Source organism: Endozoicomonas sp. Z74, assembly GCF_057680865.1.
The window spans coordinates 54,003-67,150 of record NZ_JBLYZI010000006.1 but is presented as its reverse complement, the minus strand read 5'-3'; the positions used below and the strand labels follow the sequence as shown (position 1 = coordinate 67,150).

Below are 13,148 nucleotides of genomic sequence, written 5' to 3'. Positions count from 1 at the left end.
GGCAATCATTCGCTGTTAAGCGGACATTGCCTTGCGGGCAAGGCGAACCGCCTGGCGAACCTGTTCCGGCGCAGTGCCTCCCAGGTGGTTCCGGGCGCTGACCGATCCCTCAAGGGTCAGCACATCAAAGACATCCTGCTCAATGGACTCTGAAAAGACCTTCAGCTCTTCCAGGGTCATTTCCGACAGATCCCGTCCCTGCTCAATCCCAAAAGCCACAGCCTTACCCACCACCTCATGGGCATTTCTGAACGGCATGCCCCGGCATACCAGATAGTCCGCAAGGTCGGTGGCGGTACTGAATCCACGGCGGGCCGCTTCCCTCATATTCTCTTTCCGGGATTCAATATGAGGCACCATATCCCCGAAGGCCCGCAGGCAGTCCTTCAGGGTATCGACCGTATCAAACAGTGGCTCTTTATCTTCCTGATTGTCCTTGTTATAGGCCAGGGGCTGGGATTTCATCAGGGTCAACAGCGAAATCAGGTGACCATTCACCCGACCGGTTTTCCCCCGCACCAGTTCAGGAACATCCGGGTTTTTCTTCTGGGGCATGATGGAGGAGCCGGTGCAGAATCGATCAGGCAGTTCAATAAAGTTGAACTGGGCCGACGTCCACAACACCAGCTCTTCAGACATGCGGGAAAGGTGAGTCATGATCAGAGCACCCACACCACAGAACTCAATGGCAAAATCCCGGTCACTGACAGAATCCAGAGAGTTACGGGTGGGTCGGTCAAACTCCAGCGCCTGGGCAGTCAATTCCCGATTGATGGGATAGGTGGTTCCCGCCAGAGCGGCAGCGCCCAGCGGGCTGACATTGACCCGCTTGCGACAATCCTGCAGGCGTTCACTGTCCCGCACCAGCATTTCATACCAGGCCATCAGATGGTGGCCAAAGGTCACGGGCTGGGCCGTCTGAAGATGAGTAAAACCGGGCATGATCGTGTCGGCTTCTCGCTCAGCAACGTCCAGCAAACCCTTCTGAAGGCGCTGCAACTCAGCAGCGAGGGCATCTATCTCATCCCTCAACCAGAGACGGATGTCCGTAGCTACCTGATCATTCCGGGAACGGCCGGTGTGCAATTTCTTGCCAGCATCACCAATCCGGTCTGTCAGGCGGGCCTCAATGTTCATGTGGATATCTTCCAGCTCCACCGACCAGTCAATCCGCCCCTGCTCCACATCTTCCAGAATACCCTCCAGGCCCGACAGGATAGCACTCAATTCTTCATCATTGAGGATGCCGGATTGCTGCAGCATCCGGGCATGGGCCATGGAGCCCTGAATATCATGGCGGTAGAGACGTCGGTCAAAATCAATGGAGGCAGTGAAACGGGCGACAAAGGCATCCACACCTTCGCTGAAACGCCCACCCCATTGCTGATTACTGTTCTTTACCGACATCTCATTGCTCCCATGAATGCGTGAGTTCTCATTATTCAAAGACGAACGTACAATTAATTTGGGTTCGTCGTGGCGACCGAATAGAATCCGGCATTATATCGGTGTACCTCCACGAATGCATCGCTGGAAACAGCTACGCATATAAACCCGGAGCCTTCCGCCGACAACCATCAATGCAGCCTGGTAAACAGAAGCAGTCAACATGAAGAAGCACCTTACCTGAAGCATGACCCAAAACACTCACGGCACTGACTCCGAAAAAGACGACTACTTTCTACCCAACCTGGCTTCTGGTCAGGCGGTATTTATGCTGGTTCTGATCTCAGAACTGTTCGTCCTGGTGCAGGTGCTGGCATTGCCCGGTGACATGGATTTCAGCTGGACCCGCCTGGCCATGCTCTCCCTGTTTGTCCAGTGGATTGTCCTGTCCAGCAGCGCCTTTCTTTATCTGGCCCGGCCACAACTGAAAAAGCGGCCTTTATGGCAGTCAGTCACTCTCTCACTGCTTGGAGTACAGGTCATCACCCTGGCATTGACGCTGCTTTCCCAGATGCTCATGTCTCCGGTCCACTTTATCCCCGACTGGCAACAGGTGAGTCGCAACCTGCTGGCCTCACTGATCATTGCTTCCATGCTGTTGAGGTATTTTTACATCCAGCATGAAGTCTATACCCAGCAACATGTCATCCATAATGCCCGGCTGGACTCCCTGCAGGCCCATATCCGGCCCCACTTTCTGTTCAACAGCATGAACATCATCGCCAGCCTGATCCAGATCAGTCCCACCAGGGCCGAACAGGCCGTAGAAGACCTGTCTGACCTGTTCCGGGCCAGCCTGCAGAACAACAGCGCACTGGTTCCCCTGCAGCAGGAGATTCAGCTCAGCAAAAGCTACCTGCGCATTGAGCAGCAACGATTGGGAGACCGGCTGCAACTTCACTGGCAAATTGATGAGCTGCCCGGCCAACTCAACATTCCACCATTTACCCTTCAACCACTGGTTGAAAACGCGGTATACCACGGTATACAACCCCTGGAAGCCGGTGGCTGCATCTCAATTACCATCAGAATCATTGATCGCACTATTCAGATTTCCGTCGAAAACCCGATGCCAATAACAGAGACCATTTCAAAAGGGAATCAGATTGCCCTGAACAACATCCGGTCGCGCCTGGCCATGCTGTATGGAAACCAGGCAGAGCTCACCACGGACATTCAGGAGCAAACGGGCGTCAGAACGTTTAATGCCAGGGTTGTTTATCCCTGCAGAACTGAGAGCCCTTAGCGGGAACACAGGCATAACAGAAAACAGGGACTTTTGACCATCACCATGACTACGACCATGACCGGCCCCATGAATGTGTTGATCTGTGACGACGAACCCCTGGCCAGGGAAAGACTGCGATACCTGATCGGCCAGATGGCCCCATTCCAGGCCCTGGAGCATGAAGCCTCCAATGGCCGGGACGCTGTAGAGCTGTGCCGACAGCACCAGCCGGATATTGTTCTGATGGACATTCGCATGCCGGGCATGGGAGGGCTGGACGCTGCCAGTCAGATCAGTCAGATGGAAAAGCCCCCTGCGGTTATTTTCTGTACCGCTTTTGACAATCATGCCCTGGAAGCCTTTGATGCCCAGGCGGTGGGTTATCTCCTTAAACCCATTCGCCAGGAAGATCTCAGTCAGGCCCTGACCCGGGCCAGCAAAGTGAACCGGCTGCAGCTGGCCAGCCTGGAAGAAACCTCTACGGAAAAACCCCAGGCTCACATCACCGCCAAAACCCTTCGGGGCATAGAGCTGGTTCCCATCAATGACATTCTTTATTTTATGGCGGACAGCAAATACGTCACCGTTCACCACCGGAACGGCGAAGTGCTGATTGATGACCCCCTGAAAGCCCTTGAACAGAACCATGGACAGCACTTTGTCCGGATTCACCGCAACGCGCTGGTGCGCAGGGATGCCATAGAAAGTCTCTCACGGGACGACAAGGGACACTGCTTTATCCACTTAAGGGAAGTGGATCAGCCCCTTTCCATCAGCAGACGACATGTATCACATATAAAGAAAATCATGCAGTCACTCTGACAGCCAGCCGGGCTTATGCTTGCAAGTATGAGCCCGACAGCTGTTGCTCCAGCTCTCCCTCATCGCAAAAAACTCACTCCTTCTGCCTGGCCCGTCATCGAACAAAAGAACGAAGCAGGAATTTTATCGTCATTTACCATGATGTAAGGGACTACTTCTAACTGACCTGCCACCCTCCTGCCAAACATCGAGCCACGGTCGCACAGTCCATATATTTTAAATGTCACATGTCGTTTAATAGGGAGTTTTTTCCTCATTAATGACAGAGAGTGCTCAAGCTAGTTTCAACCTGCACAGCCGTCAAAGAGGACAGATTGATGTTTGAGAGTGAGTTTAAGGATATTTGTATCGAGCGCTTCCCAAGAACTCTGAGAGAGCTGGTTGAGTTGATTGGAATTGAGCAGGCGTTCATTTTAACCAAGAAATACGGTGGCAGGAGTAAGTATATTGCGAAAAATCATTTACGTTCCGGTTTACGGGGTACCCTGTCGGATCAGGCTCTTAAAATCCTCTGCTCTGAATTCGCAGGCTTGACCCTTGAAATACCCGTTCATTCACACTTTGTTCGCCAGCAACGAAATCTGCGCATTGTTTCAGAAGCGGCATCGGGTGTTTCAAGAAGCGACCTGGCCCAGAAATACCAGTTGTGCCTGCGGCAGATTGGCAATATTCGGAGCAACGCAGCCTTCATGGAATAAACCGTCAGTGTGTGCAATATCGTGATTAAATACTTTTGGATAATCATCAGGATGCTGTTTGTGCACGGACATTAACTCTCTCAATCCCTCCCCCTGTATTGCTCAGTTTTTCTGATAACACTCATATCCCCTCCATTGTCGGTCCCACATAAACATCAGATAAAGTCGATTCCACTCATAAACCCATGATCAATACGTAAAAAAGCACCCGCAATCACAGGAGAGTAAAACAAAACTTTGAACAACCAGAATCGTATGTTCAAACCATTTTACCCAACCGGGAATTACGAGTGCCCTTAACCAATCAATGACACGGATTAATTACCGCCCCCTGCTCTCATAAAAGACCTTCGGCTTGCCTTCAACAATGACAGGGTTCACATCAGACACATCAACCGTGAAGCGATAGCACTTATAGGCACGATCCAGATTACCCGGCTCAAAGAACCTTAAAACCACATCTTTCAAAAGACTGGTGGGACGCTGGACCTTACTGTGTTCGACGACGGCATTTTCAAATTCATAACGGGTACTGATTTTCCCGTTTTCCTCAACCACTTCAAACACATCCACAAAAGAATCCACCAGGGTCAGAATATTGGTGCCCACATAGTTGATGGCTCTCTCGTCATCGGTCACCCCGTTATTCTTGAACTCGTGATACACCTTCTCCAAAGCCCGCTCAATGGAATCGTGCACCATTTCCCGGATGGTTTCATTCCGGTCATCACTGCCGCCCTGGCTGCCAGAAGTGCGTTTGACGTAGTCGGTAAAGGCCGTGCTGGACATAGCAGCCTGAGACTGTTGTTCAATAAGACCGGATTTATTCCATGGGCAAACACCGGAAATCGCCACTTCCAACAAGGGGACAACCGTACCGTTGTAAAGTTTGGCTTCACCTGCCACAACCCCTGCCACGGCAACCTGATCCACCAGCAATCCGGAAAATTCCGCCAGCTGGTGCAGCTTAACCTCTTCCTCAACAAAACGGTGATAATCAAAGCGATCCTTTTCCCGGATGCACTCAATGTTGATCTGACCATTACCGTCTTTGGTCAGCCCGTGCTTCTGGGCAATCGAGATTTGCTGAATGGTAAAAAAGTCCTTGCCGATGTCCGGTCTTTTTTCCGGTGGCAGTTGGTAATAAAGGCAGCTGACCAGCAATTTATACAGGTCTCTGCGGCCACTGCCGATAGGCCGGATCGCATAGACTGGAGTGCCATCCACTTTGACGGTCCAGGTCAGCAGTTCTGAGTTGTCCCACTCATCATTCTCAACCACATAGCGGAACATTCTCTCATCCAGTGAACCTTCCTGATAGCTCGCCAGACGCTGAATGAAATAGTCCATCCGGGCCTCAATCTGAAAATCAAACCCGACACTTCCCAGGCAGTAGACCAGAGCGTGGTCGCCACGAGGGTTACTCACTGAAGCGGGATAAGACTGGGAAGCCTGCTGGGGTGAAACCGTTGCGACGGGTGGCATTGCCGCCGGTGTGTTTGCCTGGGCAACAGGCGCTGCTGAGGGTAAAACCGCTGTGACAGGTTGCACCGCGGTGGGTATTGACGCAGGAGCAACGGCCTGTGCCACAGGGGCGTCTGAAAGACTGACCGCCGAAGCCGGTGTAACAGCCTGAGGCTCGACGGCCACCGGCTCTGCCAGAGTCTGGGCATGAACCTCTGACGGGTTGACGGTTGAAGGGTGTGTGTTGTCTGTCATGATGGTATCCGTTATGGGTTTATCATTCACCTGGTGAAGGCTGCTCTCAAATTGCCGGTTAAGTTCAACAACATTGATTCGCCCTGCCAGGACCTTGTTGGATGGAATGCGTTCTTCCGGATGAGCAGGCTCTGCGGAGGCAAGAATTTTCTCTCTGATCCACAGAGGGTTCAGTGGCTGCCCCGACTGGTGTTGCAGGGACAGAAGAAGTGCGGCAATACCGGTGACTACCGGGGTCGCAAAACTGGTTCCACACTGTCTGACAATGACGCCACCAGAGCCTGCGCCAGGTATGTCAGTGCCAGGAGCAAGAACAGCCTGGGCCTGGTAGTCAGGGGCATAATTACTGAAAGGCAGGGGAACACTGTCCCAGTCAGCCGCCCCCACCGCCAGAACCTGGGGCAGGCAGGCTGGAGTGTGTAACACTTCCGCACCGTTGTTGCCCGTTGCGGCGACCACCAGACGGTTTTCATCCACCGCCCTCCCTACGGCCTCTGTAAGCACCCCGGGCAGGTTTGGCCAGCGTGTTACATCACCGCCACTGACATTAATCAGATGAGCATCATCATCACAGGCCTGATGAATGGCCCTGGCCAGGGTTTCTTTACTGCATGGCCTTGGCTGGCCCCCCGGATGGCACTGATAGACAGGGATAGAAATCAGGGTGATATCCGGAGCAATACCCTGGTAGTACTGCCCTTCGGCTTCCCCCTGACCCGCTATCACACTGGCAATGTGAGTGCCATGCTCTCCCGGTTGCACTTCCTCTGGCAGGGCATGATGGCTCAACAATGGGTGATGGCTGTCAATGCCCGTATCAATAACGGCAACACGGATGGCGGGATGACCTGTGGTTCTTGATTTCAGCTCTGGCAGGCCGGGCAGGCAGCTGCCACTGTTCCACGCTTGAAAAGTGGGCTGGGTCTGGGTCATGGTTATGGCTCCAGTTGGTAAACAGACATGCCGTCACCGGGACGGCATGTCTGACGAAGCCTTAGCCCATAACCGCACCCAGGGCTCCCTTGGCAGCCTTGCCAAGGACATCCAGCCATCCGGAAGCCTGAACACCGCCGTCGGCAGCGCCACGTACCAGAACTTCCTGGCGCTCTTCACGCTTCAGGCTGCGGGTTTGCTTGGGCATGTTGTGATTAATGGATTTCATGGTTTCACTCCTGTTGGTTTTGGATAATTGCCTTTCCTGTTCAAGGCAAAACCAGAGTAATAGGAGCAACCCATTGAATTAATATGGAAATAATCCCCGGTGACGGGAAAATCTTGCGGACCCGGTCTTTTCACTGATAGGCACTGAGCAGCCCATTGAAAGCTGTTGAATTCAAACGGACTGTCGTATTATCCGCACTGAGAAATGCCTTTGCTGTTACCCAGAAAATAGAGAAGCCGTCTTTCCAGTGAAAACCGTTCGAATCGCCACCCGTAAAAGTGCGCTTGCCCTCTGGCAGGCTGAGTACGTCAAGCAGCAGCTGGAGCACCACCACCCGGGGATTCAGGTTGAGCTGGTGACCATGACCAGTCAGGGAGACCGAATTCTGGATGCCCCGCTGGCAAAAATCGGCGGCAAGGGGCTGTTCGTTAAAGAGCTTGAAAATGCGCTACTGGAAAACCGTGCGGACATTGCCGTTCACTCCATGAAGGATGTCCCCATGGCCTTTCCTGAAGGGCTGGAGCTGGGGGTTATCTGCCCCAGGGAAAACCCGAGGGACGCCTTTGTCTCCAACACCTTCAATGGTCTGGATGAGCTTCCCGCCGGAGCGGTTGTGGGTACCTCAAGCCTCAGAAGACAGTGCCAGATACTGGAACAGCGGCCTGACCTGACCATTGAGTTTCTCCGGGGCAACGTCAATACCCGGCTGGCAAAGCTGGATAACGGCCAGTATGACGCCATCATCCTGGCCTCCGCTGGCCTGATACGCCTGGGCATGAAAGACCGCATCCGTTCTGCCCTGAGTACCCGCATCAGCCTGCCTGCTGCAGGTCAGGGAGCCGTTGGCATTGAGCTGAGAAGCGATGACCCTGAGACCCGTGCACTCATCACGCCTCTCCACCATGAACAAACAGCCATTGTCGTGGGGGCGGAGCGAGCCATGAACAAACGACTCAACGGCGGCTGCCAGGTTCCCATTGCCGGCTATGCTGAACTGCAGGGGGAGAGCCTCCATCTCAGGGGACTGGTGGGCAATCCCGATGGCACCACTATTTATCGCAGCGACATCACCTGCCCGGCATCGGATTTTGAACGGGCGGGTATTGAAGTGGCGGAGTCACTCCTCTCCCAGGGAGCGGATAAAATTCTGGCTGCTCTAATGCACGACTGAACGCTTGAACGACGAAGACTTGAGAAAAAACACCTATGACCCTGGCCTCTGTCTATGCCCTGATCACCCGGCCTGAGCCTCAGGCTCAGGAGCTGGCGGATGCCATCCGGCAGGCCGGTGGCCAGACATGGGTCAAACCCATGCTGGTGATTCAGCCCCTGGCTGAAACCCAGACCATGAAGGACTGCCTGCTCTCCCTGGACCGTTATGACCGTGTCATCGTCACCAGCCGCCCGGCTGCCAGACTGGGCCTGGACCGAATTGACCATTACTGGCCACAGCTCCCCATCAACCTTATGGCCAGAAAGGCCTGGTATGCCATAGGCAGCAGTACCGCCACAGAACTCCAGCATTACCACATACAGGCCACTCCACCCACTTCAGGGGTCGACAGCGAAGCTCTGCTTGAACTGGAAGAACTGATCCATATTGAGGGGGAACGCATTCTTATCCTTAAAGGTGCCGGGGGCCGGACTCTACTGAAAGAGCGCCTTCAGGATCGGGGGGCTACCGTCGACAGCCTCTCCGTATACCAGCGCAACCGGCCAGAATACCCTTCTGATGTCCTGGTAAAGGAGTTGGAAAGCAAACCAATCAATGTCATCCTCTGTGGTAGCGGAGAAACAGTAAAGAATCTCGGGTACTATCTACCCGAACCCCACCGGGCAAGCCACCGGCTGATAGTCCCCAGTGACCGGGTCGCTCAACAGGCGAAGGCACTGGGTTTCCAGCAGGTATACAGTGCCAATGGTGCCAGCAACCCCGCAATGTTGATGGCTCTTGAACAGCTGAACGCAAAACATCAGCTGAAGGCTCTGGGCAGGCAGCCCATATCGGACATATCGGGCAGCCTTTAAGCAGGCATAACCCTGAAAAGCTCGGAAGGCCCCATCGTGAGCGAACCAGACCAGAATTTCATTGCTGAAAACGACATAAAAAGCGACACCAAAAGTCAGCCCGACGTTGCCAGTGGTAATGCTGAGCCCTCTTCAAAATCAGCCAGAAAAGCAGTAAAACGCACTGCCAGACCTGGCCGCGGCCTGGCAGTAATGGCCCTGCTCCTGTCTGTTGGCGCCCTGGGACTCAGTGGCTATATTGGTTGGCGAGCCATGCCCCTTGAGCAGAGCCAGCCCGCTCTTGAGGAAGGAATGAGCCAGCTGCAGGCCCAGATGGCGCGCCAGCAGGCCCGGCTGTCTGACGTGATCCAGGGCATATCCCCTCTGAAAAGTCACCTTGATGAACTGCAGCAAAGAGAACAGCGTCTTCTGTCCCGCATTGACTCGCTGTCTGGAAAAGTCCGGGGACTTGAAGGCAATACCCGCAGTCAATGGCGCCTGGCAGAGGTGGAATATCTGCTCAGGCTGGCCAATCAACGACTGCTGACCGTTACCGACAGTGCGGGCTCCCTGGAGTTGCTGCTCAGTGCTGACGAACTGCTCCGGGAGATGGACGACTACTCCCTGTTCCCCATCCGGGAAGCTCTGGCCGAGGATATTGCCGCTCTCAAGGCCATTCAGCAGGTGGATCTGGAAAGCGCCTGGCTCCGCCTCCAGGGGCTGAAAGACCTTGTGCCCGAACTGGTGCTCCTCAATGAAAACCGCCTGGATGAGGTAACCCCGGAGAAAACGGTTGAAACGGCATCGCCCGCCAATAATGAGAACTGGCAATCCCGTTTAAAACACCTGCTGGTGAAAACCTGGAACCGTTTTACCGATCTTTTCCGCTTTACGGCTCACCGGAAGCAACCCATTGAAGTGCTCCTTTCTCCGGAACAGGATATCCTGATTCGCCAGCACCTCCTGTTGCTGATTGAACAAAGCAAGCTTGCGTTGATGACCCGGGAAGCAGAGATTTACCAGAACAGCCTGGAAGAAGCCAGCCAGCTGCTGAAACGCTATTTCACCCTGGGGGGCCGGAACAGTAGAACACTGGCCAATGGGCTCCAGGCTCTCAAGAAAACCCCTGTGGCCCCTGAGCTTCCCAACATACATCGCTCCCTGGAAGCACTGAAAGACTATGAAAACAAACAGGGCGAAAGTAAGCAGGACAAAACTCAACCAGAAACGACAAAGCCATCGCCTGCTACTGTGCCAGGAGTAGAAGAAACCTCGCCCCCTGAGGCTTCGCCATCCAGTACAGAGCCCTCTATGCCAGAGGCTACCCCGGCCATACTTGAAAACAGCCAACCGGCCTCAGAAAGCGACCCGGACAACCCCCTTCCTCCTGAAAGCAGCACTCCTGAGGAGAGTGCCAGCCAGGAGGATCACCTGTCATGAGGAAGTTTGCCCTGTTTCTGCTGGCCATTGCAGGCTGTTTTCTCCTTGCCAACATCATGGTTAACGACCACGGGTATGTCCTGGTGGCCTATGACGATATGACCTTCGAAAGCAGCCTCTGGGGTTTGCTGCTGCTTCTGGCTCTTATTGCAGGCGTGACCTGGCTGGCCACTGTGGTCATACGACTGGTTCTTGGTATTTTCGGTTTCGTCTATCCTTTGTCCGCCAGTGCCCGGAAAAACAAGGCCCGGCGACTGTTTGAAAAGGGGCTGGCAGAATTTACCAAGGGACACTGGCGCAAGGCGGAGAAGCTTCTGGGCATGGCTGCCCGAGGAGGAGAGTCTCCCCTGATCAACTATCTGGCTGCAGCCCGTGCCGCCCACGAAGCGGGTAACTACGAAGCCAGCGCCAACTGGTTACGTCAGGCGGACAGCAAGGCCCCCGGTGCGGAAATGGCCATTGGCATTACCCAGGCACAACTGCAGCTGGCGGGCAATCACCTGGAGCAGGCCCTGGCCACACTCAAGCACCTCCATAAAAAATACCCAAGACATGCCTATATTCTGAAAATGCTGAAACAGGCGTATATCCGCCTGAATGACTGGCAGGCATTAACCCGGCTGCTTCCCCAGCTGCGAAAACTCAAAGTCGTTGGTGACGAGGAGTACCATGAGCTGGAACAGCAGGCCTTCGAAGCCCTGTTCAAGCAGGCCTATAACCAGGGGCGGAGCCGAAGGGCACTGGAAGACCGGGTGAAGTCAGCTGACGACATCTGGTCCAGTCTCAGCACCTCCCAGAAGCGCGACCCTGCTCTCCTGTTTCGTTACTGCCATTGTCTGGTTCTGCTTGGGGCGGAAGGAAAGGCCGAGTTACTGCTCCGTGAAAACCTGGCCAACAGCTACAGCGAGTCACTGGTCCGCCTGTATGGCAAAATCAGGGGCAACGACGTCAAAAAACAGCTGCTCTACGGGGAAAAACTGCTCAGCGAGCGCACCAATGACCCGGAATTACTTCTGGCACTGGGCAGGCTCTCCCTGAGAAACGAACTCTGGGGCAAGGCCCGGGAGTACCTGGAAGCCAGCTTGAGGCTGCGTAAAAGCATTGATGTCTACAATGAGCTGGGGCACCTGCTGGCTCACCTGGATGAGTTTGAAACCAGCTCCCGCTATTTTCAGGAAGGCCTGCTGCTGGCGGCCGACAGTGCCACAGAACTTCCCAGATCACGAGAGCTCATCGTCTGACCGGCGATGGGCTCAAACCATAAAGATCAGCAATACAACAAAATAACGGATCAGTATGAACTTTCTTTTCTGCGGTGCTGTGGGAGGCTCTCTCTCGGTAGGATTCAGTGCTTTTGGAGCCCATGCTCTCAGTGGCAGACTCCCAGCGAGAGCCATGGAGGTTTTCCAGACAGCAGCGGATTACCAGTTCTATCACAGCCTGGCTCTGGTCCTGGTAGCCCTGCTGACCACCACATACCCTCAGTCATCCCGTCTTCGCTGGAGCGGCAATCTGTTTGTGGTCGGGTTACTGCTGTTCAGTGGCAGCCTGTATTTACTCAGCCTCACCGGCATCCGCTGGCTGGGAATCATAACACCTTTCGGGGGCGTGTCATTGATGGCCGGGTGGCTGATGCTCGCTTTGTTCGCAATCAAAGACCACTCCAGGACCCAGCCCTGAAAAACGGGAACACCAAAAGTTCGTCATGATGAAAACCAGGCAGTGAGATTTGCATTTTACGGTGCGGCCGGTATCTTACGCCGATTATTTTTTAATGAATTCAGATCCCCATGAGTGACTCAGTGGAACCCCAGGAAAAGAACGACGGCCAGGTTGAAGCGCCTGGCCAGGATAATGAACGTACTCCTGATAAAGCTGATGTAAAACGCCGTCAGGTTAAAAGCTTTGTCCTGCGTGCCGGTCGGATGACCACTGGCCAGCAGCGGGGCTGGGACGAATGCTGGCAGGACTGGGGACTGACCCTGGAGATGGGCCCTGAAGGGCTTGCTTCAACGTTTGAGCGCAAAGCACCCATGGTACTTGAGATCGGCTATGGCATGGGACATTCCCTGGTCGCCATGGCCGGGGCGGAGCCGGATAAAAACTTTGTGGGTATTGAAGTGCACCGCCCTGGTGTAGGCAGTCTGCTTAACGAAGCTCGCCTGGCAGGTCTGACCAACCTGAGAACCTACTGCGATGACGCAGTTGAAGTTCTGAAGCACTGTGTACCCGATGGCAGCCTGTCCCGCATTCAAATCTTTTTTCCGGACCCCTGGCACAAAAAGCGCCACCATAAACGCCGTCTGATCCAACCGGCGTTTATCGAAGCAATCCGCCCCAAACTGGCGGTTGGCGGCGTGATCCACCTGGCCACCGACTGGGAAAATTACGCTGAACAAATGCTGGAAGTTATGACGGCAGCGGAAGGTTTCAGTAACCTGGCAGAAGACAATCTTTATTCTCCCCGTCCCGACTATCGGCCACTCACCAAGTTTGAAAAACGGGGTCATCGGCTGGGGCATGGGGTTTGGGACTTGCTGTTTGAAAGAAAGCAATAACCACCGTTTGCCAGCGGGCTCACCTCCACAAGGGAGCCCTTAAGCTGTCGTCTGTCTGGCTTACGACA

The 13,148-nt window shown here is 54.3% G+C and carries 12 protein-coding genes; 9 read left to right on the top strand and 3 right to left on the bottom strand.

All coding sequences use genetic code 11. The features are described from left to right. Positions 1-15: 15 nt before the first annotated feature. Entirely contained in the window at positions 16-1,407 is a 1,392-nt protein-coding gene (gene argH / locus ACNRUY_RS02930; RefSeq protein ID WP_488110145.1) for an argininosuccinate lyase, read from the bottom strand. Positions 1,408-1,633: 226 nt separating this feature from the next. Between argH and ACNRUY_RS02925 the strand changes: the two genes are divergently transcribed. The 3 genes from ACNRUY_RS02925 (at position 1,634) to ACNRUY_RS02915 (ending at position 4,194) form a co-directional block, all read left to right on the top strand. Further along, complete coding sequence (locus tag ACNRUY_RS02925; RefSeq protein WP_488110144.1) at positions 1,634-2,692, top strand: sensor histidine kinase; 1,059 nt, start codon at positions 1,634-1,636, stop codon at positions 2,690-2,692. Between the two features lie 33 nt (positions 2,693-2,725). Further along, complete coding sequence (locus ACNRUY_RS02920; RefSeq protein ID WP_488110143.1) at positions 2,726-3,496, top strand: LytR/AlgR family response regulator transcription factor; 771 nt, start codon at positions 2,726-2,728, stop codon at positions 3,494-3,496. A gap of 317 nt (positions 3,497-3,813) precedes the next feature. Continuing rightward, the gene (locus ACNRUY_RS02915; RefSeq protein WP_488110142.1) at positions 3,814-4,194 is read left to right on the top strand and encodes a hypothetical protein; all 381 of its coding nucleotides are present in this window, start codon (positions 3,814-3,816) and stop codon (positions 4,192-4,194) included. A gap of 321 nt (positions 4,195-4,515) precedes the next feature. On the opposite strand, the gene ACNRUY_RS02910 is transcribed toward ACNRUY_RS02915, so the two are convergent. Together ACNRUY_RS02910 and ACNRUY_RS02905 are read right to left on the bottom strand one after the other, a co-directional pair. Continuing rightward, the gene (locus ACNRUY_RS02910) at positions 4,516-6,846 is read right to left on the bottom strand and encodes a S8 family serine peptidase (RefSeq protein WP_488110141.1); all 2,331 of its coding nucleotides are present in this window, start codon (positions 6,844-6,846) and stop codon (positions 4,516-4,518) included. A gap of 61 nt (positions 6,847-6,907) precedes the next feature. Then, on the bottom strand, positions 6,908-7,075 hold the full coding sequence (locus ACNRUY_RS02905) for a hypothetical protein (protein ID WP_488110140.1): 168 nt from the start codon (positions 7,073-7,075) through the stop codon (positions 6,908-6,910). Positions 7,076-7,322: 247 nt separating this feature from the next. Here ACNRUY_RS02905 and hemC point away from each other — a divergent pair, with 247 nt between their 5' ends. From hemC to trmB, 6 genes are all read left to right on the top strand, one after another. Continuing rightward, a complete protein-coding gene (gene hemC / locus ACNRUY_RS02900) occupies positions 7,323-8,246 on the top strand; it encodes a hydroxymethylbilane synthase (protein ID WP_488110139.1) in 924 nt (307 codons plus the stop codon). Positions 8,247-8,281: 35 nt separating this feature from the next. After that, on the top strand, positions 8,282-9,103 hold the full coding sequence (locus ACNRUY_RS02895) for a uroporphyrinogen-III synthase (RefSeq protein WP_488110138.1): 822 nt from the start codon (positions 8,282-8,284) through the stop codon (positions 9,101-9,103). A gap of 36 nt (positions 9,104-9,139) precedes the next feature. Then, positions 9,140-10,522 carry a uroporphyrinogen-III C-methyltransferase gene (locus ACNRUY_RS02890; RefSeq protein ID WP_488110137.1) on the top strand — a complete coding sequence of 461 codons (1,383 nt, stop codon included), beginning with the start codon at positions 9,140-9,142 and terminating at the stop codon, positions 10,520-10,522. Continuing rightward, positions 10,519-11,763 (top strand): heme biosynthesis HemY N-terminal domain-containing protein, encoded by a 1,245-nt coding sequence (locus tag ACNRUY_RS02885; protein ID WP_488110136.1) that lies wholly within the window; start codon positions 10,519-10,521, stop codon positions 11,761-11,763. The genes ACNRUY_RS02890 and ACNRUY_RS02885 overlap by 4 nt, the downstream gene beginning before the upstream one ends. 55 nt (positions 11,764-11,818) lie before the next feature. Further along, positions 11,819-12,202, top strand: coding sequence for a DUF423 domain-containing protein (locus tag ACNRUY_RS02880; protein WP_488110135.1), 384 nt, complete (start codon positions 11,819-11,821; stop codon positions 12,200-12,202). 110 nt (positions 12,203-12,312) lie between these two features. Beyond that, entirely contained in the window at positions 12,313-13,080 is a 768-nt protein-coding gene (gene trmB / locus ACNRUY_RS02875) for a tRNA (guanosine(46)-N7)-methyltransferase TrmB (protein ID WP_488110134.1), read from the top strand. The last annotated feature ends 68 nt before the right edge of the window (positions 13,081-13,148 follow it).